The organism is Shewanella waksmanii (assembly GCF_043643685.1).
Taxonomy (GTDB): domain Bacteria; phylum Pseudomonadota; class Gammaproteobacteria; order Enterobacterales; family Shewanellaceae; genus Shewanella; species Shewanella waksmanii_A.
The window spans coordinates 139070-164553 of the sequence record NZ_JBHZSN010000011.1 but is presented as its reverse complement, the minus strand read 5'-3'; the positions used below and the strand labels follow the sequence as shown (position 1 = coordinate 164553).

Annotated in this window: 17 protein-coding genes; 10 read left to right on the top strand and 7 right to left on the bottom strand. The window is 45.9% G+C overall.

Annotation, left to right across the window (positions count from 1 at the left end; genetic code table 11):
- Nucleotides 1-71 precede the first annotated feature (71 nt).
- The gene (locus ACHUFW_RS16725; RefSeq protein ID WP_394204563.1) at nucleotides 72-803 is read left to right on the top strand and encodes a 1-acylglycerol-3-phosphate O-acyltransferase; all 732 of its coding nucleotides are present in this window, start codon (nucleotides 72-74) and stop codon (nucleotides 801-803) included.
- Nucleotides 804-825: 22 nt separating this feature from the next.
- On the top strand, nucleotides 826-1233 hold the full coding sequence (rraB, locus tag ACHUFW_RS16720) for a ribonuclease E inhibitor RraB (protein ID WP_394204562.1): 408 nt from the start codon (nucleotides 826-828) through the stop codon (nucleotides 1231-1233).
- 25 nt (nucleotides 1234-1258) lie between these two features.
- On the opposite strand, the gene ACHUFW_RS16715 is transcribed toward rraB, so the two are convergent.
- Together ACHUFW_RS16715 and ACHUFW_RS16710 are read right to left on the bottom strand one after the other, a co-directional pair.
- A complete protein-coding gene (locus tag ACHUFW_RS16715) occupies nucleotides 1259-2224 on the bottom strand; it encodes a GGDEF domain-containing protein (RefSeq protein ID WP_394204560.1) in 966 nt (321 codons plus the stop codon).
- 13 nt (nucleotides 2225-2237) lie between these two features.
- On the bottom strand, nucleotides 2238-3233 hold the full coding sequence (locus ACHUFW_RS16710) for a response regulator (protein WP_394204558.1): 996 nt from the start codon (nucleotides 3231-3233) through the stop codon (nucleotides 2238-2240).
- A 363-nt stretch (nucleotides 3234-3596) separates the two neighbouring features.
- On the opposite strand from ACHUFW_RS16710, the gene ACHUFW_RS16705 reads away from it, so the two are divergent.
- Together ACHUFW_RS16705 and ACHUFW_RS16700 are read left to right on the top strand one after the other, a co-directional pair.
- The gene (locus ACHUFW_RS16705; protein ID WP_394204557.1) at nucleotides 3597-4403 is read left to right on the top strand and encodes a crotonase/enoyl-CoA hydratase family protein; all 807 of its coding nucleotides are present in this window, start codon (nucleotides 3597-3599) and stop codon (nucleotides 4401-4403) included.
- 70 nt (nucleotides 4404-4473) lie between these two features.
- A complete protein-coding gene (locus ACHUFW_RS16700) occupies nucleotides 4474-4974 on the top strand; it encodes a YqhA family protein (protein ID WP_394204555.1) in 501 nt (166 codons plus the stop codon).
- Nucleotides 4975-5016: 42 nt separating this feature from the next.
- Here ACHUFW_RS16700 and ACHUFW_RS16695 read toward each other — a convergent pair whose 3' ends face one another.
- Together ACHUFW_RS16695 and rapA are read right to left on the bottom strand one after the other, a co-directional pair.
- Entirely contained in the window at nucleotides 5017-5868 is an 852-nt protein-coding gene (locus ACHUFW_RS16695) for a DUF3530 family protein (RefSeq protein ID WP_394204553.1), read from the bottom strand.
- A gap of 127 nt (nucleotides 5869-5995) precedes the next feature.
- Nucleotides 5996-8902: an RNA polymerase-associated protein RapA gene (gene rapA / locus ACHUFW_RS16690; RefSeq protein WP_394204551.1), complete on the bottom strand. Its 2907-nt coding sequence runs from the start codon at nucleotides 8900-8902 to the stop codon at nucleotides 5996-5998.
- Nucleotides 8903-9320: 418 nt separating this feature from the next.
- On the opposite strand from rapA, the gene ACHUFW_RS16685 reads away from it, so the two are divergent.
- From ACHUFW_RS16685 to ACHUFW_RS16670, 4 genes are all read left to right on the top strand, one after another.
- Nucleotides 9321-10715, top strand: a complete 1395-nt coding sequence (locus ACHUFW_RS16685; RefSeq protein WP_394204549.1) for a PhoH family protein — start codon at nucleotides 9321-9323, stop codon at nucleotides 10713-10715.
- 366 nt (nucleotides 10716-11081) lie between these two features.
- Nucleotides 11082-14777, top strand: a complete 3696-nt coding sequence (locus ACHUFW_RS16680) for a response regulator (protein ID WP_394204547.1) — start codon at nucleotides 11082-11084, stop codon at nucleotides 14775-14777.
- A gap of 217 nt (nucleotides 14778-14994) precedes the next feature.
- Entirely contained in the window at nucleotides 14995-17397 is a 2403-nt protein-coding gene (locus ACHUFW_RS16675; RefSeq protein ID WP_394204546.1) for a zinc-dependent metalloprotease, read from the top strand.
- 351 nt (nucleotides 17398-17748) lie between these two features.
- Nucleotides 17749-18051: a hypothetical protein gene (locus ACHUFW_RS16670; RefSeq protein WP_394204544.1), complete on the top strand. Its 303-nt coding sequence runs from the start codon at nucleotides 17749-17751 to the stop codon at nucleotides 18049-18051.
- Nucleotides 18052-18102: 51 nt separating this feature from the next.
- On the opposite strand, the gene ACHUFW_RS16665 is transcribed toward ACHUFW_RS16670, so the two are convergent.
- From ACHUFW_RS16665 to ACHUFW_RS16655, 3 genes are all read right to left on the bottom strand, one after another.
- A complete protein-coding gene (locus tag ACHUFW_RS16665) occupies nucleotides 18103-18459 on the bottom strand; it encodes a DUF6677 family protein (protein ID WP_394204543.1) in 357 nt (118 codons plus the stop codon).
- Nucleotides 18460-18937: 478 nt separating this feature from the next.
- Nucleotides 18938-22009, bottom strand: coding sequence for an efflux RND transporter permease subunit (locus ACHUFW_RS16660; RefSeq protein ID WP_394204542.1), 3072 nt, complete (start codon nucleotides 22007-22009; stop codon nucleotides 18938-18940).
- Between the two features lie 127 nt (nucleotides 22010-22136).
- Entirely contained in the window at nucleotides 22137-23219 is a 1083-nt protein-coding gene (locus tag ACHUFW_RS16655) for an efflux RND transporter periplasmic adaptor subunit (protein WP_394204540.1), read from the bottom strand.
- 199 nt (nucleotides 23220-23418) lie between these two features.
- Between ACHUFW_RS16655 and ACHUFW_RS16650 the strand changes: the two genes are divergently transcribed.
- Both ACHUFW_RS16650 and ACHUFW_RS16645 read left to right on the top strand, forming a co-directional pair.
- Nucleotides 23419-24363: a LysR family transcriptional regulator gene (locus tag ACHUFW_RS16650; RefSeq protein WP_394204538.1), complete on the top strand. Its 945-nt coding sequence runs from the start codon at nucleotides 23419-23421 to the stop codon at nucleotides 24361-24363.
- Between the two features lie 89 nt (nucleotides 24364-24452).
- Nucleotides 24453-25304, top strand: coding sequence for a polysaccharide deacetylase family protein (locus ACHUFW_RS16645; RefSeq protein WP_394204536.1), 852 nt, complete (start codon nucleotides 24453-24455; stop codon nucleotides 25302-25304).
- Nucleotides 25305-25484: the final 180 nt, after the last annotated feature.

Genomic DNA, 25484 nt, shown 5'->3' with positions numbered 1-25484 from the left:
ACTCAGGCTACAGGTGTAAGTTATTTAGGCTTACTGCTATAATACGGCCACCGAATCCACAGGAGTATGTTGTGCTATTAATTCTCAGATCTCTGATCTTAGCTATTATGCTAGTACTGGCATTTGTGTTTGGTTGTTTGTTCTGTCTTATCAGACCACGCCACAGAAATAACGTACATATGTTCGCCAAAATCTTTTCATGGGCAGCCCCGGTATTGGGGATAAAAGTCATTGTCAGAAAGCCAAAGAAAGAGGCGAGTGAGCCTTGTATCTTCTTGGCAAATCATCAAAATAATTTCGATATGTTTACCCATACTGCTGCGGTACCGAAAGGCACGGTTAGCTTAGGTAAAAAGAGCTTAGCTTGGATACCTTTCTTTGGGCAGATGTATTGGTTATCGGGCAATATTTTGATTGACCGTAAGAATCGCAGCCGTGCGTTTGAAACCATGGCGAATACCGCGAGAAAAATTAAAGAGAAATGTTTGTCTATTTGGATTTTCCCAGAAGGAACACGCTCTCGTGGTAAGGGGTTATTGCCATTTAAGTCTGGTGCATTTCATACTGCCATAGAAGCAGGTGTGGCAATGGTACCAGTACTGGCGTCTAACCAAGAACATATCCGTTTGAATCGCTGGAACAATGGTGTGGTGATCATTGAAGTGATGGACCCGATTGAGACTAAAGGGCTAGCTAAATCACAAGTTAAAGAGTTATCAACACGCATTCATGGTTTAATGTCGGATAAATTGGCACAATTAAACCAAGAAGCCCAAGCTTTAATGGCTAAACCAGCGGTATAATTTTATTTTTCGTGGAGCAAGTATGTCCTTAGCGCATCTGTTGCAACAGCAACAGCAAGAAAACAAAGAGATAGTTGAAGCGGTACTCGCTGATGGTTCAAACCCAGAAGCGGAATATACTATTGAACATCATTTTTCAGCCGCTAAATTTGATGCCCTCGAAAAAGCGGCAGTAGAGTTATTTAAGCTTGGCTTTGAGGTTAACGATGCTGAAGAGCTAGAGCTTGAAGATGGTAAAGTGATTTACTGTTTTGACGCCATTGCCTATCACAAGCTGGAAGTCCCTTTATTAGATAAAGCCTGCGAAGAGCTGCTGAACTTAGCGGTGAAGTTCAAGGTTGACTATGATGGCTGGGGCACCTATTTCATTGATGAGAACGGTGAAGAATACCGTGAAGATGAAGAAGAGCCAGAAAATCAGTTTCATTAATAAAAAAGCCCCGTAAGGGGCTTTTTTATTGCTTATCTTGATAAATCATACAGCAATTTCTGCCGGCTTCTTTGGCATCATATAAGGCTTGGTCAGCCCGAGATAACCATTCGCCACTATTGCTCAGTGGTTTGCTTAAATCGCAAATTCCCATACTGACGGTGACGTTAATCACTGCATTTTCATAGCGCATTTCAGAAGCGGCAATCTTTTCACGTAGGCGATTGGCAAAACTGAGCGCATCTTGGGCGTTGGTGTTGGCTAACACCACAGAGAACTCTTCGCCGCCATAGCGCCCAGCACAGTCTGTTTCACGCAAGGATTGCTTGAGAATGTGACTGATATGCTGGATGACTTTATCGCCAGCCACGTGACCATAGGTATCGTTGATACGCTTAAAGTGGTCGATATCAAACATGACTAAAGTGGTGGCATCACCATAGCGACTATGTCGTTCAAACTCTCGTTGCATACATACTTGCCAATGACGGCGGTTATGCAATTGGGTTAAGCCATCGGTTTGACTTAAGTGTTCTAAACGCTCATTGGCAGACTTTAGCTGCAATTTATTAATTGCCACGTCAGTAACGTCATAGACAATCATACTGATATGAGTGATTTGACCGGTGAGCGATGACAGTGGTAACAAGGTCACGTTTTGGTACATGAAGTCTGCACGACCAGTAATGGGGCGGTAGTTACCAAACTTAAATACATAAGGTCGTTGTTCCCAGCTGATAAATGCACGGTTTTTAAGTAAAAAAACCGACTCCATTTTTTGCTTTAGCCATTCATCTGGCAGGTAATCAAATTGGTCAAACAGGTTTTTGCCTTTAATCGAGTTAGGCGATACCCCGCTGTGGTTTTCCATAAAACCGTTCCACAACTGGATGTTGTAGTTACGATCTAGCACGACTAAACCGACTTCGATGGTCTGTACCATATCGATAAGCCAATGCAGTTCGTTCATTGCGTTTTGATCATGAGCCATGGGAGTATCCAGCCTAATCTAACAAGTAGCCTAGCTTAAAGTTAAGCGTAGGTAGTGATTCTTCGGTAAACAGCAGTAATAGGTCACATTGCACATCATGGTCTTCAATACGATAGTTGATTTCCATGGCTAAAGTTCGTGCCCATTTTTCTGAGTTATCGTGGATCAGATCATTCACGGTGCAGTGACGGCCGATAACTACCGGGTGGCTTTGGCTAAACTTCATATGTAGCTGTTCAGATATGCCACTGAGGAATGCGCCAATCAGCACATTACCGGTGTCAATCATCACTTCTGTTTCTGTGTTGGTATCTTCAGGGTTGGCTAAGCCCATTAATTTAGCCATGTCTTGGAACGACGAGTCATGAAATAGTAACAGGGCTTCGCCTGCTACGCCCGCGCCAATGAAGCCTTGGCACAATGCTGACACAGTCCCACTTTCTTCAGTGGCTTTCAGGGTCATGGTCAGCTCGCTGACTTCCAATACGTTGACGTTAGGAATAGGCAGAAGTACAAACACATCGAGTAACTTTGCCAATAAGTCGGCAGCACGACCCATTGCCACGTTGGCTACTTCTTGACAGGCATCACGAAGATCCACTTCGATCATCGGGCTTTCGTTACTGTCTTCGCCTAAGGCGATGGTTAAAATGCCGTATTCTTGCAAGATATTGCTGATGGCATCAGCACTAACTGGTTTTTGAATAAAATCGAGGGCGCCTAACGCTTTGACTCGTTCATGGGCTTTAATTTGAATATCACCGGAGACCACGATAACTAAGGCGGGTAAATCTTCTTTTTGAATTATCTCTAATACCTCATAGCCATCCATAACTGGCATATTGAGGTCGAGAAACACCACTTCGCCTTTGCCTGCACGGATGGCATCAATGCCTTCTGCACCGTTGTTGGCAAAAGTAATTTCAACGTCCCACTCTTTTGGCAGGGTTCTGGCCATCTGCTTTCTTGCGAGCGCAGAATCATCACAAATTAGCACTGGGATCGACATTTTCTTATCAACATCCTAATTTACCCATACATTCAAGATAACACTTAAATACAACTTTGGTGCGCTGAATGACTGAAATGAGTAAATATTTTCTTTGTTTAACTTTACGACCTAATGTGCGGCTAGCCCGCAGCTAGGCTCCCTTTTTTGTGCTATATGTCGTCGATTATTATATCGTAAAGTGTTCCGATATAGCGTGAACATAATGTTAATCATCTCAGTATCAGATTGAAACCGTGGTAGAAATCCGTGAGACGATATTTTGACGTCAGTCAAATTTATTACGCAATGTTATAACTTTTAGCCAATGATGCCAAATGTGTTAACCTCAACTAGTGGACAGACCAGTTTAAAGGGGAAGGGATGAATCAAGCACTAGTGACACTGGAAATACAGCAAGGCATTGCCATGGTGGGCCTCAATCGAGTTGATAAATACAACGCGCTTAGTTTTGAGATGTTTACCAGCATAAAAAAAACCATTAAAAAAATCAGTCAGCGCCGTGATGTGAATGCAGTGGTGTTGTTTGGCCACGGTGACAACTTTTGTTCTGGCCTAGATGTAAAAAGTGTTATGTCATCGGCTTCCCAGGCGGTCAAACTGCTGTTTAAGTGGTTGCCAGGAAACGCCAATTTAGCGCAACAAGTTTCGATTGGTTGGCGACGCCTGCCCGTACCGGTTATTTGTGCTATCGATGGAATTTGCTATGGCGGCGGGATGCAGATAGCACTAGGTTGTGATTTTCGTATTGCGAGCCCTAACAGTCGGTTGTCAATTATGGAAGCCAAGTGGGGGCTAGTGCCTGATATGGCCGGTTTAGTCGGTTTACGAGAGCTGGTAGGAAAGGATCAAGCTATGTTGATGACCATGACCGCTGAGATCTATTCAGGTGATGAAGCCAAAGCACTTGGTTTAGTGACCTTAGTTGATGATAAGCCCCTCGAAGCGGCGCAGCAGTTAGCAACCAAATTAATCCAAACCTCTCCCGATGCTAATGCGGCTATTAAGCACAGTATTAACCGTAATTGGACCACCAGCATAAGGCGTTTGTTAAGTCGTGAGTCACGCTTTCAAATTGGCCTACTTGCTGGCAAGAATCGAGTCGTCGCTGCAAAACGCCAAGGCAAACATCCAGATAAAGCGTATCTATCCCGCCAGTCTTGGTGGTAAGTTGTTGTGACGGCGAGTAATTTGGCTGTTATCATGCGCGGATTAATAAGGATGTCGAGGAAGTTAACTGATGCAAAATTTGTTTGAACGGTTTTTATGGGGAAGCCGTTTATCGGTAATGTTAGGCGTATTTGCCTGTATTGCCGGAGCGTTCGTTGTGTTTATTATGGGCGTCAAAGATGTGGTCCATATGATTGAGCTGTTATGGCATTATTTATCCACTGGCAGCTACGACGTGCGTAACGAGTTAGTTATGGTGGTGGTGGAGATCCTAGATACCTTTCTTCTTGGCGCGGTATTGCTGATTTTTGCCTTTGGTCTTTACGAGTTGTTTATCAGTAAACTTAATGCGGCAGAGCAAAGTGAAACCGGCGGCAAGATCTTAAAGATTAGTAGTATCGATTCCCTTAAAAGTAAATTAGGCAAAGTGATTTTGATGATGCTTATCATCAAAGTGTTTTCCTACTTCACCGAAATGAAGCCCACGTCCATGCTAGAGCTGCTGTATATGGGGCTGATTGTGGTGCTAGTGGCGTTAGCCCTAATGCTGAGTAAAGATAAACCAAGCTAAATAATGCCAAGCATTAGTGCGCAGCTGTTATGCAAAGCTGCGCTAGGGGTAGGCTTTATCGATACGTCGACCAAAGCCTGCTATCGTGGTCATCACATCGGGCCATGCGGCTCCTTGATTGATATTGAGCGAAAGTGATTGCTGCTCGTAACGCAGGGGAGCTGACATCGGTGCTAAAGCTTTACGCTCAGATGCCGTGGCCAGTGAGGCGCGGTGGCCATCTGTGGACTGAATATCTAGTATTGGAATATCTAGCCCTGCGAGCTGCTCGGCCAGTAACTGGTTTTCTTGATCCCGAACTCGATAGGGGTTTATCACCACTAAAATATCAGGTTTAGGTAGCTTGCTTTGGCTTAATAAACTGATGACAACGCCGGCGGTGCGATCTGCGGTTATCAGCATGCGTTTGCCAGGGTAGGCACCGCCCACACTGTCTAGTTGATCCAATGTATTGGTGAGATGGTTAATTTGGTCGTCGGTTAACTGCTGCCATTGCTCATCGGAATATTTTTTTAGCGGTTTATTGTTTTGCTCAGTTAACTGCTTTTCACCGGCTTTGGCTACTTCACTAGCTTGGGTAGCATAATTGGCTGCCGAAATGGCCGCTGGTGGGGTAATGGCGATACTTGCCCAGCCATGCGAGTTAATTTCACGACGTAAATAATGAACGATACCGGCCTCATCTGCATGGGCACCAAAATCTGGCAATATAATTGCCGCGCCGAACTGATATCTTCCACGCCAAGGGCGCACTAGTACCTGCTCAGGTTCATCACCACTAAGATTGACGACCTCTTTCGTGTCCAAATAGTCATAACGGTTTGTCTCGGCAAACGAAGCTGACGCGGCTAACAGGCTACATACAGTCACAATGACAACGAATAAATACGGCATAGTTGATCGGCTTGATAACACTCAATATCAATATAATAGCAACCGTAAGCTTTGATTGGTATGCACAAAATAAAAAGCCCCAGTCATTGCTGGGGCTGATAGTTTACTTTGCTGCTTAGCCTGTAGGTTAAGCGTGGCTGACTAATACCAATCGAATCGCATCAAGTTGCAATTGACAGTTATCGATATAGCCATTTAGCTCGGCCATTTGCTCGGTTAAATGGCTAAGCTCTTCGTCACGAATATTGGGGTTGACCGCCTTAAGGGCTTCAAGTCGCGCTAACTCAGCACTCAATTGCTCGGTCATTTTCGCGCGAGCACCTTCAGCCAATGTACTAAGCTCTTTGTCGGCAAACTGTGCTGCGGTGCTCAATAACGGGTGCAGCAAGGCTTGGGATGCATTGACCAATTTGCTAGCAATGTGACGATTAACGGCGCTAAGCTGTTTGTCAAAACTGTCATAGCTGACATTGTCGGACAAATTATTGCCATTTTTATCCAGTAAAATACGTACTGGCGTAGGCGGTAAGTAACGGTATAGCTGGCTCGATTTAGGCGCCGAAGCATCTGCCATATAGATAAGCTCTAAAAACAGGGTGCCAGCAGGTAAGGCCTTATTCTTTAACACCGCGACACTGGTGGTGCCGGTTTCTGATGAGGTAATTAAATCTAGTCCTGTTTGCACCAAAGGATGCTCTTGGGTGATCAAGGCTATGTCATCACGGGATAGCGCGACGTTACGATCGAAAGTGACCGTGATGCCATCTTCAGGCAGACCTGGGTAAGTTGGGAACATCATGTGCTCACTCGGGTGCAGCACAATAGCATTCTCTCCACTGTCTTCTTGTTCAACACCGATAATATCCCACAAACGGATCACCGAACCGATAAGGTGAGTATCCTCATCTTTTGCTGCCAACTCATTAACAAGTTTGTTGGCTCGCTCACCACCATGAGAGTTAATCTCAAGCAGTTTGTCACGCCCTTGCTCCATGGCTTGCTTAAGCTCTTTGTAGCGTGTTTGGGTGTGATTTAGCAGTAACGTCATGTTGTCGCTATCAGGTGCAACCAATTGGTTTAGCAGTTCATCAGCAAACTCATTAAACAGAATATGACCACTTGGGCAGGTCTGCTCAAAGGCGTTTAGCCCTTGGTGATACCACTGCATTAAGGATTCCTGTGCAGTACCCGCTAAGTATGGCAAGTGGATTTGCACATCATTATTCTGACCAATACGATCGAGGCGACCGATACGCTGCTCAAGCAGGTCTGGGTTTAATGGCAGATCGAACAACACCAAATGACTGGCAAACTGGAAGTTACGCCCTTCAGAGCCGATTTCACTACAGATAAGCGCCTGAGCACCACCCGTTTCTTGGGCAAAGTAAGCACCGGCTTTATCACGCTCGATAATGGACATGCCTTCATGGAATACCGTTGCTTGGATGCCTTCACGGGTGCGCAGGGCTTCTTCAAGACTCAGTGCGGTTTCAGGCTGACTTGCAATAATCAGTACTTTTTTGCTGCGGTGTTGCTTCAAAAAGTCAATTAACCAATCTACGCGGGGATCGAATTTCCACCAACTGGCACTTGAGCTTTCAAAGTCTTGATAGATTTTCTCTGGGCTCAAGGCTTGTTTGACTTTACCTTGAGTATCCAAATGACTGTTCATCATGGCGCCCACTTTCGCTGCAGTGATGTATTGCTGCGGCATGGTTTGTGGGTGCGGATGGAAATGACGCACTGGGAAGCCTTTCACCGAAGCGCGGCTGTTACGGAATAATACCCGTCCAGTACCGTGACGATCGAGCAGCTCTTGTAGCAGCTCATCGCGAGCCGCGTTGCGTTGGTCGACATCTAAGCTACTATCTTCAATAAGCCTTAATGTCGGCGTAATATCTTTTTCACTGAGCAATTCGGTTAGGCTGTTGACAGCGTCATCACTTAACGCATTACCGCTGCTAAGCGCATCTGCTGCGCTTGCAACCTCTTTATAGCTCTGCTCTTCTGCTAAAAACGCTTGGTAGTCATAGAAACGATCTGGATCGAGCAAACGTAGGCGAGCAAAGTGACTTTGGTGACCTAACTGATCAGGGGTTGCGGTAAGTAATAGTACCCCTGGGACTACTTCACTGAGAGCTTCAACAACACGGTAGGCGCGACTAGGCGCGTCTTCGGTCCATTCTAAATGGTGGGCTTCATCAACGACCATCAAGTCCCAGTCAGCATCTAGCGCTTGATCTAAGCGCTTTTTCTTACGCAGTAACTCTAGTGAGCAAATGACCAATTGCTCGGTATAAAATGGATTGTCATGGTCGGCATATGCTTCAACGCAGCGGTCTTCGTCAAATACTGAAAAGCGTAGGTTGAAGCGTCGTAGCATTTCCACTAACCACTGATGGCGTAATGTGTCAGGCACAATAACCAAGATACGCTCAGCGCGTCCGGTCAGTAGTTGTTGGTGGATAATGAGTCCCGCTTCAATGGTTTTACCCAGTCCCACTTCATCTGCTAATAAAACTCGTGGAGCAAAGCGCTGACCGACTTCATGGGCGATCCATTGCTGGTGCGGGATCAAACCTACGCGAGGCCCTTGTAGGCCAAGTAGATCTGAGGTGGCCAATTTATGGCGCAGCATTTGGCATTGATAGCGTACACCAAAGCGGTCGAGGCGATCGATTTGGCCGGCAAATAGACGGTCTTGTGGTTTATTAAAGCGGATATTGTGGTTTAGCAAGGTTTCTCGCAAACTCACCGATTCACCGGTTTCATCATGGGTGCCGTGGTAAATGATTAGCTGATCTTTTTCTTCTACTTCACTAACCGTTAGGCTCCAACCTTCATGGCTTTCAATGCTATCGCCTGGGTTGTAGATAACACGGGTTAATGGGGCATCGTTACGCGAGAACATACGGTTCTCGTCTGTGGCCGGAAACATAAGGGTGACCATACGGCCTTCAATTCCAACAACCGTACCCAAACCAAGCTCTGATTCGGTATCACTTATCCAACGTTGACCTAAAGAAAACGGCATCAATATTTCTCATTTACTGGGTGAATCACAAGGGGCGCGTATGTTATACCAATCGCAGGCATTTTGAAAATTGAACCCGCTAATATTAGCGTAATGGCCAACACGATAGATTACAAATTAGCCAATCAATATTTGTGATTTTATTGTGCCAACCAAGTGATGATGGTGACGGCTATTGAATGGCAATGGCATCATCTGTTCAGTGTTTGTGCAACTGGTCGTCAATTGCAGTAGCGGTCATCAAACTGTCATCAGCCCAGCGTATTGATTTATGTATCGGTGAAAAACTTAAATCAGGTGATTGATGACAGGCAAATATGGTGGCAGTATGAGATTAAACCCACAGCAATTTAACTTTTCATCGACAGGAGTTCGTTTTATTTCGTTAATTTAAAATAATGCACAATTTGGAGGCGCCATGGAACAAGACGACAGAAAGTTGTTTGTACTGGATACCAACGTGTTACTGCATGAACCTTTAGCGATTTATTCCTTTAAGGAACATGATGTAGTCGTGCCAATGACAGTTCTTGAAGAACTGGATGTGATTAAAGATCGAAAGCGAGATGTTAGCCGAGATGCCCGCGTAGCCATTCGCGCATTAGAAGATATTTTAGGGGGGCAAATTACCCCTGAGCAAATTGTTAAAGGTGTGCCACTACCACGCCGAGAAGATCACAGTGATGCCAACGGCACACTCTCTATATTCCCCGACCATCAAATCGATAACACCTTAGGCTCGCTACCTGGCGACAATAACGATAACTGCATTATTAATACTGCGCTGCATCTGCAATTACAGCATCAACCCCGCAAAGTGGTATTGGTCACCAAAGATATCAATATGCGCCTGAAAGCCAAAGGTGCCGGGATTCAGCATGTTGAAGACTACCGAACTGACCAACTGATTGATGATATTCGATTCTTAACCAAAGGCTTCCATAAGTTTGCTGGCGACTTTTGGGCGCGTAAAGAGCATGTCACTACCGAGAGTCATGGCAGACAAACTATTCATACTGTGCCAACGGATGAAGTGGGCGAAGAGCATTTTTATACCAATCAATATCTGATTGATGAGGACTCTAACTTCTGCGGTAGGGTGATGACGCCGCCTACCGATGAGCTTAAAATTTTAGATCTTGGCCGAGACAGGTTGCTGAACTTAGATGCTTGGGGTATTCGTCCTAAGAACATTTATCAAGGCATGGCGCTACAAGCCCTGCTCGATCCAGAAATTGATCTGGTGATTCTGACTGGGCCTGCAGGTTGTGGTAAAACCTTATTGGCCATGGCCGCCGCCCTTGAAATGGTGGTGGAAAGGGGTTTATACGATAAGGTGATTGTGACGCGTAATACGCCTGAAATTGCCGAGTCGATAGGTTTTCTTCCCGGCACCGAAGAGGAAAAAATGGCCCCTTGGCTCGCCGCGATCACCGATACCTTAGAAGTGCTGCATAAAAATGATGTTAACCCAACGGGTAGCATGAACTACATTATGGATAAGGCCAATATCCAGTTTAAATCGATTAACTTTATGCGAGGTCGCTCGATTCAAAACTCGGTGGTCATTTTAGATGAGTGCCAAAATCTAACCGCTTCTCAGATAAAAACCATGATCACTCGAATGGGCGAAGGCACTAAGCTTATTTGCGGAGGTAACCTTGCGCAAATTGACTCTAACTATCTGACGCCAGTGACATCCGGTCTGACCTATATTGTTGAGCGCTTCAAAGACTTTGAAGGCAGTGCCAATGTCTACCTCAATGGCGTGGTGCGTTCCCGCCTAGCAGAATTTGCTGAGGAAAACTTGTAGCGGACCATAACCCTTTAACGGGATACTATCTCACCATCGCATACTCAAAGAAGGTCACAAGCTATTGTGGCCTTTTTGTTTCCTATTTTTCAGGATTTTATACTAATATCTGAGTGGCGGTCAGGGAACTTGTATGCGCCCGTTACTGTCTCTAATTAGGCAAATTTTGTCATCGCCAACGTTAAGTGCTGGGTGGTGGTAAGCTAAGTATTGATGATTATTGCGGCTTAGGTCGTAGATTGATATTTGTCATTGTGGAGTAATATAGAGTATTCCATTGATCTATGTTCCTGATACTATATGAGGAATTGATTAAAGCATGGCATGGACCAGCCGTGTATTCATAGCTGTTCTCAAGGGTAATTGATGAAATCAACTGAGCCGGATCTTCAACTGAAGTCGCCGATACAGAAAAACTATAACCGCGCTGTGTTCTACACCTATATAGGTGTAATCATTATGGCTTTGCTGACGGCATGGTTTTTCTTCGAACGCCAAAAGACCACGATGATGGAGCAGCGTGAAGAGTTGGTCGAGCGTCACGTATTACAGATTGACCTGCTGTTAGAGTCGAGTATTCGCGCGGTAAAGAGCTTACGCAATGTGGCCGTTGATCATCTTCGTCTCGGTGAGTTAGTGCGTAGTGAACGCTTGCCTCAGTATGAAAAGTTTAATGAAAGTGGCCAGTTTTTTACCTTAGAACCCAGCTACGCCCAAAGTGGCGAGCCCTTTACCAATATGGGGCGTATCACAGGTTCTGGTTCCCTCAATGGCCGCAGTGATAAGTTCTATCAAGAACTTGAAATGTTATTTGAGTTGTCACTGTCGTTTCCAGTGGCAACGGAAGCGGCCCCCAAAGCCTCATCTATCTACTATATTTCTAAACGCCGCATCATGTCCTATTACCCTTGGCCATCAGATGAGCAGCGTTTTAGAGAAGAGCTACTCAATAAAAACCAGTTCCAGCTGGCGACACCGGCAATGAACCCACAGCGAACAGTATTTTGGAGTCCAGCCTATGTCGAGCCGACCGATAAGGGCTTGTTGACCACATTGGGTGTGCCTATCTATTTAGAAGATGAGTTTATTGGCTCGATCAATCTAGATATGACCTTGGCATCGCTGGCCAAACAGATGCGTCTGTATTTCAAAATGCCTGGTACGGTGATTTTGCTCGATCAGCGCAATAATATTCTGTCTCACAGTGGCACCGACACCGAAGATATTAATCGGGTGTACCATATTAGCCAGAAGATCCCCTCTGAGTTGCATTCAGTACCAGAGTCAGAGCTTTACTCAGCCCATGAAGGCATTATCCGCAATGGTTACTACATTCACTCGGTGGCACTACAGAACGCCCCATGGCGGTTACTGTATCTACAAAAAGAGAGCGATCTGTTCAGCGATTCATGGGACAAGCTGGAGCTGACCTTTATTTTGGTCGTGATTGCCTTGTCGGTACTGGTAACCATTGTGCATTGGCAAACTCGCCGCTCGTTTGTTAGTCCGGCATCAAGGCTGCTTACCCATTTAGAAAGTTGCTCACAGTCGCCCCGTAAGCCGCCGGAAAAAATCACCCAAGGTTGGGAACCGTGGTTCCAGTTGGTAAGCCGGATTTTTGAAGAAAACCAACAGTATACTCGCCACCTTGCGGAGCAAAACCGTCGCTTAGATAAGCTGGTGGCCAGACGTACGGAAAGGCTAAAAGAGACCACTGAGCGTCGCGAACGAGAATACGCTTTGCTGCGCTCACTGCTTGACTCCATTCCTGAAGCGATTGTGTTTAAGGATAAAGAGGGCAAATACTTAGGTTGTAACAAGTCGGCTGAGCGCATGCTAGGTTACAGCGAAAGTGAAATGATCGGACAAGACTCGATTAAGTTAACCAGCGATGAGCAATCAGCGCGTATACGTGCCGAAGATGAGCGGGTACTGTTAGAGCGCACGCCACTGCGTTATCAAGAAAAAGTGGAGCTTGCTGGCAAGCCGGTATTGTTGGATATCCTGAAACTGCCTTTCTATAACCGTCGCGGCGAGCTGTTAGGTTTGATTGCGGTATGGCGTGATGTGACCCGCGAGTATGAGTCTGCCGAGCAGCTGCGATTATCAGAAGAGCGCTATCACTTAGCAATGGATGCGGTAGAAGATGGTTTGTGGGACTGGTATTTAGACTCAGAGCAAATTATTTGTAACCCAGCTTATTATTCGATGCTTGGTTATAAGAGTAATGAGTTCCCCGCACTGGTTTCCACCTTGGATGATCTGATTCATCCAGATGACCGAATCCGTGTTGAAGAGTATCGTGAAGCCTATTTAGCTGACCCCATTGGCGCTTACGATATAGAGTTTAGAATGCGCGGTAAGAGTGGCCAATATCACTGGTTATTGTCCCGTGGTCGTGTGGTGGAGTTTACTGCCGATAAGCAGCCAAAACGTATGGTGGGAACCCATAAAGATATTACCCGCCATAAGAGTAATGAGGTGGCGCTACTCGAAGCCAAACAGGATGCTGAATCAGCCAACTTGTATAAGAGTGAATTCTTGGCCAACATGAGTCACGAAATCCGCACACCGATGAACGCGATCATTGGTATGTTGCAGTTAGCTCAGCGTACTTCCTTGACGCAGCAGCAACAAGATTACTTAGACAAAGCGGGCTTCTCTGCCCAGTCGCTGTTGCGTATTATCAATGACATTCTCGACTTCTCTAAGATTGAAGCCGGTAAGCTTGAACTTGAGCGGGTTTCTTTCCCACTGGATAAAGTGCTCGATCATGCGCTCGACCTTAATGCGCTGAAAGCGCAAGAAAAAGGTGTTGAGCTACTACTTTATGCACCAGTAACAGCTGGACTTATTCTAGAAGGCGACCCACTACGTTTAGGTCAGGTGCTGATCAACATGCTCTCCAACGCGGTTAAGTTCACTCAAAGTGGTGAGATTGAGCTGGGCTGTGAAGATGTTGGTGAGCGCGATCATCGCATTACGTTGAAATTCTGGGTGCGGGATACCGGTATTGGTATTAGCAAAGAGCAACAGATGAACCTGTTTGATGCCTTTGCCCAAGCCGATGGCTCAACGACACGTAAGTACGGTGGTACTGGCCTTGGTCTGTCTATCAGTAAGCACTTAGTGTCGATGATGGGTGGAACCATGCAGGTACAAAGTGAAATTGGTGTCGGCAGTACCTTTAGTTTCACCATTAGCTTTGAGATTGCTGAAGAGGCTGAAATCAAGCCGCTAGTCGTGCCAGAAGTGTTAGATAATCTGACCACCTTAGTGGTTGACGATAACCCCACTGCACTGCAGATATACTCGACCGTGCTACGTGATTTCCACTTTGATGTTGATACCGCCGCGACAGGTGCCGAAGCGTTATTTAAGTTAAGCAAAAAGCCGGTCGACCTGTTACTGCTTGATTGGATGATGCCGGAGATGGACGGCATTGAGGTGATTCGAGAGCTGGATGCGATGGTGGCTGACGGACGCCTTGAAAAACGTCCGGTGATTATCATGATGACCGCTTATGCCTCTGAGCCATTAAAAGAAGATGCGGACAACGCCAACATATTTGCCATGTTGCAAAAACCCTTCAAGGCGTCAGCGCTGTTCGATGAGATTATCTCCGCCTTTATTGATAAACCGTCGCTAAATCCGGTGAAAGAGCTGCCGGCTGAGAGTGAGGGCGATCAAAGTGGTGATATTTTGCTGGTGGAAGATAACTTTATTAACCAGCAAGTGGCGACCGAGCTACTGAAAAGTGCAGGTTATGAAGTGGATGTGGCCGACAATGGCCAAATCGCAATCGATATGATTGCTAAACGTCAATACGATGCAGTATTGATGGATATCCAAATGCCAGTTATGGACGGGTTAACGGCCACTAAAGAGCTGCGTAAGCAGTACAGTGCCAGTGAGCTACCTATCATTGCCATGACCGCTCATGCCATGTCTGGGGATAGAGAAAAAAGCTTAGCAGCGGGTATGAATGCCCATATTACTAAGCCAATTGTGTTAAACGAGTTATTTGACACCTTAACCCATTGGATTAACCAAAAAAGCTAAAACACCTCTTTGTCGGCTCGCCTCAAGTTAAGATGAAACATTTACACTTGAGGCTTAGCCATTAGCTGTTTAAGCTAGTGGTTAAATTTAGCGCATCAATGCTTTTTAAGTGTTGATGTGCAGCCGGAATATGAAAACGTAATTTGCCGACCCATGTAGCGATAACCACAACAGCTAATGCTACTCGTAAATTACCGTGCCCTTACAAGGAGATTGGATGAAGCTCTCAACTGTTGCGCTGGCAATTGTGCTGGCCACGGCACCGTGTGTCGACTCATTCGCTGCGACCTCTAGCAGCAAAATCATTAAGCAAAGCCAAGCCGCTAGCGGTTTTCTAAACCTGTTTTATGCCAAAGCCGACGGCCAGTTATACCTTGAAGCCAATAAACTCAATCAACCTTTTTTAATGTTGACCAGTTTACCTCACGGGGTGGGATCAAATGATATTGGCTTAGATCGTGGTCAACTTGGTTATACCCGCTTAGTGCAGTTTGAACGTCAAGGTCCCTACCTTATTTTAAAGCAGTTAAATACCCAGTATCGCGCTACCACTGATAACCTCGCCGAGCAGCGCGCGGTAAAAGAAGCCTTTGCTGAGTCGGTACTGTGGCGTGGCAAAATTGTCGATGGTAAACGCTCACTGGTGGCAATCAACGATCTGGTGGTCAATGATTTACATGGCGTGACTAAGTTACTTGCAGATCGTGACCAAGGCAGTTACCGCCTAGATAAAAACCGTTCACTTGTGTTACCTGAAGGGGTGAAGTCATTCGAGAAAAATAGCGATGTTGATGTGCTATTGACCTTTAACGCGGACAAATCTGGAAACTATGTGCGTCAAGTGACGCCAGATGGCCAGTTTATGTCGATTCGTATGCGTTACTCATTTATTGAGCTGCCCGACGACAATTACCAACCCCGTGCATATCATCCAATGAGTGGTTATCTGTCCGACAGCTATTTGGATTACGCCGTTGCCGTTGATCAAGATATTGTGCAGCGTCATTTACTACGCCACCGTTTACAAAAGGTGACCCCAGGTGATGCGCCCAGTGAAGTTGTAAAACCCATCACTTACTATCTCGACCCCGGCGTGCCTGAGCCGATACGAACTGCCTTGCTTGATGGGGCTCGCTGGTGGGAGCAAGCGTTTACCGAAGCGGGCTTTATCGATGGTTTCAAGGTGGAGCTTTTACCAGAAGATGCTGATCCACAAGATATTCGCTATAACATGATCCAATGGGTACACCGAGCGACGCGTGGTTGGTCTTATGGCAGTGCCATTACTGACCCTCGCACGGGTGAGATTATCAAAGGCCATGTGACGTTAGGTAGTCAACGGGTGCGCCAAGACCATCTTATTGCCCGTGGGTTAACCGCCGGTTGGCAAGATAGAGAGGCAGCAGCACAAGCAGCAGATGCGCTGTCACTGGCACGTATTCGCCAGTTATCAGCCCATGAAATTGGCCACACGTTGGGCCTTGATCATAATTTTGCCGCTTCAAGCAACAATAATGCTTCAGTGATGGATTACCCCCATCCGAAGGTGACCCTAAATGGCGAAGATATCGATATTAGCCAACCTTATGATGAAGGTTTAGGGGCCTGGGATCTGTATACGGTTGCCTATGGTTACAGCGAGATGGCGGATGAGCAAAGCCAGCAACAGCATTTAGCTCAGTTGCGCGAGCAGGCCCAGCAACAAGGTCTACGTTACATCGGTGAGGCAGATTCTCGCGCCCATGGAGCCGCCCATGCATATGCAAGTTTGTGGGACAATGGTAGCGATCCGGTTGCTGAACTGCAGCGACTCGCTAAGGTAAGATTGCAGGCGATTAATCAATTCTCAGATAGCGTACTATTGAAGGGGCAACCCGCAGGTGAGTTAAGAGACAGTTTTGTACCTATTTACCTATTAACTCGCTATCAAATCGCTGCGGCGGCTAAATTTGTTGGTGGTGTTGATTATCAATATGCCGATGGAGTGGATGGTCGTGAATGGCACTATTTAGCCCCAGAGTTACAACAAGGAGCCGTAGATGCCCTAATTAGCACATTGGACGTTAAACAATTAGTGCTGCCCACAGGGTTAAGTGAGACATTGGTCCCTAAGTCTGGGAACTATTACCCAACCAGAGAGAGCTTTGCTTCGGGAGTGGGAGTCGTTAACGATCCGCTAGGGATGGCAGAGGTATTAAGCCGCCATACCTTAAGTCAGTTACTTGCGCCGGTTCGACTAAACCGAGTTAATCAAAGCTATCTGCAGGATAAAGAGCAACTGTCTATTCCTAAATTGGTCAATCAATTAATGGGCGCGACTGTGTATAACGATATCCCAACCGGCGCCGAGCTTGGGGTGTGGATGCGGGTCAATACCGTGGTGTTTGAACAATTACTGGCAAGTTACCATCATGCCGATACCAGCAGCGAAGTCAAAGCGCAGCTGTATGATCGACTTAAATATGCATCTAAACAGTTATCTCGTAAGGTTAAACGCTCAAGTGCTTATGAAGCGGCGCACTTTGCATTTCTTGAGCAACGGTTAAGTAAGGCGTTAACCGATAGCAAGATTAAGATGATAGACAAGCCATTAGCCATGCCACCGGGTTCACCGATTTAGTGGATTGCCCTTAACGATTAAAGCCCCATTTTGGGGCTTTTTTATTGGCTAAATACCGCTAAATAGCACCACTTTTTGTTAACAAATGGGCCTTTGACACGTCTGCTTGCACTTTTGTTTAAATGCTGAGCAAGTGGTTTAACTCTCTGCGTAGGTGTTATCTGGCAGATAAAACTCTGGTTAAGGGGTGTTTTATTGCAGTATCGGCAGTTTTTTATGTGTCTCTAACTCGCGGTATATTAGCAACAGATGTATCAATTTGCATGTTTTGCGCAGAAAATCTTCACAGAGACTGTCAAATACTTTAGAGTGGTTGTTAATTACTTGTGGTCAATAAGATTGGAGTTGTATATGAAGTTGTTAACCAGCGCGACCCTAGCAGTAACACTTGCCGTCATTTCTAGCCCTACTTTGGCGGATATCCCTGACTTTTCTAAAACGTCAGCGGCCAAGTCTAGCTATCAATTTAGCCAAAATGCTGCGGCTAAAACTAATTTTGTTAAGCAAATCTCAACCCGTCATGATTTTTCTAAAACGACGGCTGCAAATCAGCAGTATCAATTTGAGCAAAATGATGCAGCGCCATTAGTACAGCCCAAGCAAACGCTTGAGCATGACTTTTCAAAAACAGCAGCGCTTAAAAAACAAAGTTAATTAGCAGTAAAATCGATTAAAAAAAGCATGCCTAGGCATGCTTTTTTAGTTTTAGATATGAGAGAGAGATTGTTCATCCTGACGTCCGAGTCGGTAGGAATCAATCACTCCATAAAGCCAAGCACCGGCAAACATCAAGGTTGCGACATTCACCCACATGGTGTTGGTGACATTGCTCGATTGCGACACTAAGGCGTAAATCTCATTAAGATCTAAACTAATATTGCCTTGGCTTATTTCATTAACAATATTTTTAGCTTGGTGAACGGCTTGCACTAACAGAAAGCCTACACCTAATAAGCCACAGCAAGAGATTAAGGTGCCTTTGTTGTAGCGCCTTAGATAAAAGTGTCCCGAGCCTGGACAGATAAAAGCAGATAATAACGCAGCTTTAGCAGCACGGTGCATAGGTTCCTTCCTACTAGACAATCAAAATACAGAGATATTTTACGTTAAGCCGAATGTAAATTATATCACTTCAGTGCACATATGTTCACTGAAGTGTTTCAACGTGTGTTTGGTACTTCTTATACCAATCAGTATAAGAATTTGATCTACTCAGAGCGCTTTTGGCAAACTAATTCAAGGCGAATAACTGAAACAATGGTTGCTCCCTTGTGAGGTTATTCAACGCAGAAGTAGGTAGCCAAAAACGCGCCAGAATGGCGAGTTTTAGCAGTCCTGATGCTGTGTTAACGAGCTTAACCGTAGAACAACTATGCTCTTCACTCGTGCCTTGCCTCAGAACCGCTAAACTCTCGCTGAGTGACTAAATGTTTATACTGATTGGTATTACTTGGTACCTGGTATTTGCTACTTGATGTTTGTCTCGGCAAGCTGCCCAATCCAAGAAGTCTTGGAGTTGGGCTTGCCGGGAAGCAATTGGCTATCCTTTAGGGTAGGGGATCCTAAAGGCTAAGGTGTAGGTGACTGGCAATACAATCAGGGTCAAGACAGACGCAAAACCTAAACCAAATATGATGGTGATTGCCATGGAGCCAAAAAACGCATCCGATAGCAGAGGTAACATACCGAGCATAGTTGTGATAGCAGCCATTAATACCGGTCTCACACGACTTACCGAAGAGTCGACGACTGCCTGGTACGGTGGCTTACCTTCACTGAGCTCAAGGTTGATCTGATCCACCAATACAATGCCATTTTTAATGATCATGCCGGTAAGGCTTAACATCCCCAGCATTGCCATAAAGCTAAATGGCGCATCAAATAACAGTAGTCCCGCGACTACGCCTATCACCGCCAGTGGCACGGTAAACCAAATCACTAAGGGCTGTCTAACAGAGTTAAATAGCAGCACAGTGATCATAAACATCGCTAAATACCCCATCGGGATAGAGCTAAATACCGACTGCTGTGCTTCAAGTGATGTTTCATACTCACCACCCCATTCCAACTCATAGCCTGCTGGCAGCTCAATGGCTTCAATTCCTGCACGCACTTTTCTAAATACTGAGTCAGCCGTTTCTGCTGTGCCATTAATCGGATCGGCAAGCACTGAGATAACCCGTTTACGATCGCGACGCATGATCAGTGGATCTTCCCATTCAGTGGTGAAATCACTGACTACTTGGGTAATAGGCACAAAGGTATTGTTGTCAGAGCTCCATATTTGTAGTTTCCAAATACTCTCAGCGTCTAAGCGTTCACTGGCTGGGGCACGGGCGATAATCGGCAGTAAATGACTGTTTTCTCTGTAGGTACCAATCTGCTTACCGCTGAAGTTAACCAGTAACGAGTCATCTAAGTCTTGCTTGCTAATGCCGGTTTCTCTGGCTTGTGCTAATGCCAATTGTGGACGGATCAGATTGACCTGATTACGCCAGTTATGGCGCACGCCAACAGCAGTGGGTTCGGCTTTAAGCACTGCTTCAGCTTGTGCTGCTAGTTGTCTAAGTACTTGTGGATCTTCACCATAAAAACGTGCCTCAATTTTTGCAGCAGGGCTTGGGCCATTTTCCATGTATTTGAAGCGGTATTCGGCTTCTGGGTAACGACGGCTTAACTCAGTCTCTAGCTTACGCATATATTGATTGAGTGTGGTTAAGTCCCTCATTTCAATCAGTAGCTGACCATAGGCGCTGTAGCCCTTTTCCGGTACATAAGAGAGCACAAATCGCTGCGCACCTTGACCGACAACCGTGGTTAGGTTGGTTAAGCCAATATCATGATTCTCTTGCTGCTGCATGATGTCAGCTTCAATGCGAGACAGTAACTTTTCTGTAGCCTTGATATCTGAGCCTTCTGGCATCCACACATCAACAAAGAACATCGGTGTGTTAGAGGCAGGGAAGAACACATTTTTCACTTGGCCAAAGCCGACGATTGCGGTGACAAGCGCAGCAATAATTAGCAGCAAAGTTACCGAGCGAAAGCGCATTGCCAGATTTAAGCTGTGGCGGTAAAGAGTAAATAGCCAACCTTGGTAAGGATCTTTTTCTTCATCGTCACTGACTTCGCCATCTTTAAACATCATATTGCAGAAAAATGGCGTAAGGGTCATCGCCGTGATCCAACTGATAAACAGCGAGATAAGCAATACTTGGAATAACGATACACAGAATTCACCGGTTGAATCACCAGATAGGCCAATAGGCGCAAAGGCGATAATCGCGATGATCGTCGCACCAAGCAGTGGCCACTGAGTTTGTGAAACCACGCTCTTGGCGGTTTCTAAGCGGGTTTTACCACGTTTAATGCCAATTAAAATCCCCTCTGTTACCACAATAGCGTTATCGACCAGCATGCCCAGTGCGATAATTAATGCGCCCAACGAGATGATTTGTAGTTCAATATTGAGCACATTCATCACGATGAAAGTACCGAGAATGGTCAGTAGCAACACCAACCCCATTAGCAAGCCAGAGCGCACGCCCATAAAGATCAGTAGTACACCGATGACAATGGCAATTGATTCGGCAAGGTTGACCAAAAAGCCACTCACGGTATCGTCAACCATCTTGCTTTGGTCATACACGGTATCTAGCGACATACCGATGGGAAGCTCGTTATGTAGCTCCGCCATACGTGCGTTGACCGCTTCGCCGACTTTTACCACGTTAACACCACTGGCAAAAGCGATACCAATGGATAAAGCGCGCTTACCATCGGCGTGATAAATACTTTCAGGGGTTTCTTCTACGTCTTTGTAGATGGTGGCGATATCACCCAGGTAGACCAGTTTAGCGCTGCCAGGTGGACTAATGAGTAAACGTTCCATTTGCTCGACTTTGTCGAACTCACCCGTGGGGTGAATACGGATACGATTGTCGCCTACTCGAATGCTACCAGCATTAGATACCACGTTTTGGCTTTGAATTAAGCCGTAAATATAGTCTTGATCTAACCCCAAAGCGTTAAGCTTTTGCTGGGAGATCTCTACCACAACTTGGTCCATCACTTTGCCGGCAATAGTCACTCGTTTAATGCCGTCAACTAACACTAATTCACGACGTAAGAAATCAGCGTAATTTTGTAGTTCGCGATCGCTATAGCCATCACCACTGACATTAAGCAATATCCCGTAAACATCGCCAAAGTCATCAATCACTTTTGGGGTTTGCACCCCAGGTGGTAGCTCAATGATCGTGTCATTGACTTTGCGGCGCACTTCATCCCAAACCTGAGGTAATTGACTGCCGTCGTAGACATCATCCATCTCAATTTCAATTTGTGACAGGCCAGCACTGTTGACCGAGGTGATATGTTTGATGCCTTCAAGTTGTTGTAGGGTATCTTCTAAAGGTAACGTCACCTCTTCTTCCACTTGCTCTGGTGACGCACCTGGATAGGCGGTAACAACCAAGGCTTGTTTGATGGTAAATTCAGGAAACTCAAGTTGTCCTAAGTTCAAAAATGATACTGAACCACCCACTAATAGGAGAAGGGCAAACATCCAGCTGATCACCTTATGGGTGATAGAATACTCTGCAAAATTCATCGGTTAAATCTCTTAGTCAAAACGCCGACTTGGCTGACAACACCCACGCTTTATCCGGCTGCCGTTGCGCTAGCAAAAACAGGTAAACAAGGGTGAGTCACGGGGGAATTAAAAGTGGGGTTGAAGCCTATACCCCTCGCTGCCAGCGAAGCGGCTTAACTTTTAGATCTTCAGCAAGGTACTGCACACCAGCAACCACGACTTGATCGCCTGCTTTAATACCTTGAGTGATTTCTATACCGTTAGTGGTGACCTTACCTAAGGTGACAATTTGCGCATGAACCTTGCCGCTGTCGGCGTTGTAAGTCCAAACAATGCTTTCACCGTCGGTGTCACGTTTACTGATGGCGCTGGCCGGTAGCACAGACAAGGTGCTACCTGCTTTATGGTCAGCGACATCAATGCTCAGTTCTGCACTCATACCAGGTAAAATAGTAATGCCTTCAGGCTGTGGCAAAGTGAATACTACTTCATAGCTTTGGGTACCCGGTGTCACCTGTGTAGCATGCTCTTTTAGGGTCACTGCAAACGCTTGCTCAGGTTTAGTGGCAAAGCGCACAACGGGCTGAGTGTGGGTATTTGAATTGATGTTGGTAATGGTACTGGCCAGTGATTCAGGCACTTGGATCACCACATCAATATTGCGATCTTTTTGCAGTACCAAAATGGTTTGATTGGCCTGAACCATCTGGTAGTTATCAATGGCAATTTTGGCAATCGTGCCGTCAAAAGGCGCTTTAAGTTGCGTGTAACTTAGCTGATCTTGAGCACTGGCTAGGTTGGCCTGTGACGATTTTAACTGAGCTTGGGCGGTGTCATATTCCGCTTGAGAGATAAGCTCGCGGCGCAGCAGTTCACCTTTACGTTTAAAGTCTGCTGCGGCCAATTCATAGTCGGCTTCGCGATTCAGTAACGTGTTGCGGGCATCGCGGCTGTCTAATCTGGCCAATACCGTGCCTTTTTTCACATGCTGGCCTTCTAGGTGCGCAAACTCCACTAAGTGGCCTGACAATCTAAATGCAAGGTCAGCCTGCTTGGTTGCGGCGACTTTCGCTGGAAATTGGCGAACAGCACCCGCATTGGCATCGCTGATTTCAATTAGCTTTACTGGGCGTACAGTCGGTGGGGGCGTTTCAATCGACTCGGCGCTGCAACCCGCTAGTACAGAGGCAATAACGATAAGTGAGAGGCAAGTGGGCAAGTGCTTCATGAATTGAGTCCCTTGTTGGCTGTAACTAAATGTATTAATGAGGCGCTACCTTAACAGCAACTTATGTTGTGTAAAATGGAATTATGTGGAATCATGAGTTTCAATTAATGAAACTATTATCCCTTGACCTAGGTCGATTTGCGTGAGCAAACTGTTTTAGCTGGGTTGGTTGATTGTTGAAAGTGTGTAGAAGGTTGTTATGAAAACAGAAGATATTGCCCTGTTCCATCGTATTGTAGAAACCGGTAGTTTGGTCGAGGCCGCCGACATTCTCAATTTACCCAAATCAACTTTAAGCCGACGTTTGCAAACCCTAGAGGATGAACTAGGAGTCAAACTGTTTCACCGTCAAAGTAGGGCGATGACCTTGACTGCATCGGGCAGTCATTTCTACGATAAAACCACTGCGATGCTAGCAAGTTTAGAACAGACAATGTCTGAATTAACAGGGCAACAAGCCGAAGTGGGTGGTCACTTACGTATTTTAATCTTCCCAATTCCTGAGCTGTTGATGATCACCAAAGCGATCTTTGGTTTTATGGATCTGCACCCTGAGCTGACGGTAGAGATCATTGTCAGCAGTGAGCCGCAGGATATGATCCGCAATAACATCGATTTGGCGTTTATGTTGGAGGACGCCTTTAACGAAAATGAAATGGTAGCACGACACCTGTTTAGTGAAACGGTGCATTTTTACGCTAGCCCCAGTTATTTAGCTAGAGAAGGTCGACCACAAAGCCCAGAAGAGCTGCCGCAACATAACTCAATATTATTTCGCTATCCCAACGGCCGCATTTTTAATGAAGTGCCCTTTGGTAAAGACCGCACCATATCGGTGAAAGGTAACTTGTGTGTCAACGCTTTAGAAACCTGTCTTGAGGCGACAATCATGGGGCGCGGAGTATCAATGATGCCACTGCCTTTTGCACAACCTCATGTTGATAGTGGTGAGTTAGAGATGTTGTTTCCTGACATTGAGCCCTATGAAGGCAAATGCTTTTTAGTGTATCCGTCACGGCGCTTTATTAGCATGGCCAGTCAGCGCTTTATTGATCATGTGATGACCGCCATTGAAGAGTGTGAAAAAACCCAGCTATGTCGTGGTGCAGCTTACCTAGGTGGCTCAATTAAGGCTTGGAAATAAAAACACTTTTTCAATATCCCTGCTAATAAAACCAGGTGTATTTGTTAAGCTTGTTGGCCATGATTTATGTCACCAGCATAGGGATATTGATGACAAAGCTCGCGCAAGCTAATACAAACTTTCTAAGCGAAAATATCACTAAGTTAACCACGGCTTTTTGGGTATTAGCGTTATTGTTATGGGTGAGCCAAGTGCAATGGGTCAGTGCCGAGCCGACAGCATCCGTCGATGAGCCGCAAAAAACGCATGTTTATCTGCGCGATACCAGCACAGGGCAGGCGGTTAATGACAGTGAACTGACACGGCAAGCCAACCAGTTTGTGGATATCTACTTTATTGAAGGTTGGGGTAAGCGAAAGCAGGTGGCGTTAACCTTTGATGATGGCCCATCTCATTACACTCAACAGATCCTCGATATTCTCGACAACCACCAAGCTAAGGCGAGTTTCTTCTGGATGGGCAGTAAAATTGCCAGTCATCAGCAACTGGTAAAACGCGCGCAGCAAGCCGGACATACTATAGCGAATCACAGCTGGTCTCACCCCCACGGTAAAACCTTAACCGCTGAGCAGTTGTGGCAGCAGCAAGTTCAACCCACCAATCAGGCGCTACGTAAAGTCACCAGCCAAAAGCCCGCTTTTTATCGGCCGCCTTTTGGTGAAATCAGTGATGAGCAGGTCAAAATGCTCGCTAAGCAGGGAATGAAAACCGTGTTGTGGTCGGTGGATACTCGCGATTGGGATGAGCAAACCATTACCGCAAAACACATTAGTGAAACTGTCATCGGTCAAGGCCATACTGAGATGATAGCGCTAATGCATGATGATGGTGGCGATCGCAGTGCTACGGTCACCGCTTTGCCAGTCATCATTAAGCATTTTCAAGCACAGGGTTACCAATTGGTAAGTTTAGATACCTTGTTAGCCACTGAGCCGCACTAACATTGGTGCGCTAACATTGTTGCGCTGGCTGATGAGCCTTTCGATGAACGAGTGCAGATGCGTGTTTGCTGAGTGAATAGAACAGCATGACGGTCTTGTTATGTAGCAATGCGGTATGGGAATCTAGTGAGTATTTACTATTACTCACTATGGTTAGCTAGTATCTTGTGTTAGCTAATA

What these genes read in the sequence shown, in the direction of transcription:
- rraB (WP_394204562.1), top strand. Translation starts at nt 826, where the DNA reads ATGTCCTTAGCGCATCTGTTGCAACAGCAACAGCAAGAAAACAAAGAG.
- ACHUFW_RS16715 (WP_394204560.1), bottom strand. Translation starts at nt 2,224, where the DNA reads ATGGCTCATGATCAAAACGCAATGAACGAACTGCATTGGCTTATCGAT.
- ACHUFW_RS16710 (WP_394204558.1), bottom strand. Translation starts at nt 3,233, where the DNA reads ATGTCGATCCCAGTGCTAATTTGTGATGATTCTGCGCTCGCAAGAAAG.
- ACHUFW_RS16705 (WP_394204557.1), top strand. Translation starts at nt 3,597, where the DNA reads ATGAATCAAGCACTAGTGACACTGGAAATACAGCAAGGCATTGCCATG.
- ACHUFW_RS16700 (WP_394204555.1), top strand. Translation starts at nt 4,474, where the DNA reads ATGCAAAATTTGTTTGAACGGTTTTTATGGGGAAGCCGTTTATCGGTA.
- ACHUFW_RS16695 (WP_394204553.1), bottom strand. Translation starts at nt 5,868, where the DNA reads ATGCCGTATTTATTCGTTGTCATTGTGACTGTATGTAGCCTGTTAGCC.
- rapA (WP_394204551.1), bottom strand. Translation starts at nt 8,902, where the DNA reads ATGCCGTTTTCTTTAGGTCAACGTTGGATAAGTGATACCGAATCAGAG.
- ACHUFW_RS16685 (WP_394204549.1), top strand. Translation starts at nt 9,321, where the DNA reads ATGGAACAAGACGACAGAAAGTTGTTTGTACTGGATACCAACGTGTTA.
- ACHUFW_RS16680 (WP_394204547.1), top strand. Translation starts at nt 11,082, where the DNA reads ATGAAATCAACTGAGCCGGATCTTCAACTGAAGTCGCCGATACAGAAA.
- ACHUFW_RS16675 (WP_394204546.1), top strand. Translation starts at nt 14,995, where the DNA reads ATGAAGCTCTCAACTGTTGCGCTGGCAATTGTGCTGGCCACGGCACCG.
- ACHUFW_RS16670 (WP_394204544.1), top strand. Translation starts at nt 17,749, where the DNA reads ATGAAGTTGTTAACCAGCGCGACCCTAGCAGTAACACTTGCCGTCATT.
- ACHUFW_RS16665 (WP_394204543.1), bottom strand. Translation starts at nt 18,459, where the DNA reads ATGCACCGTGCTGCTAAAGCTGCGTTATTATCTGCTTTTATCTGTCCA.
- ACHUFW_RS16660 (WP_394204542.1), bottom strand. Translation starts at nt 22,009, where the DNA reads ATGAATTTTGCAGAGTATTCTATCACCCATAAGGTGATCAGCTGGATG.
- ACHUFW_RS16655 (WP_394204540.1), bottom strand. Translation starts at nt 23,219, where the DNA reads ATGAAGCACTTGCCCACTTGCCTCTCACTTATCGTTATTGCCTCTGTA.
- ACHUFW_RS16650 (WP_394204538.1), top strand. Translation starts at nt 23,419, where the DNA reads ATGAAAACAGAAGATATTGCCCTGTTCCATCGTATTGTAGAAACCGGT.
- ACHUFW_RS16645 (WP_394204536.1), top strand. Translation starts at nt 24,453, where the DNA reads ATGACAAAGCTCGCGCAAGCTAATACAAACTTTCTAAGCGAAAATATC.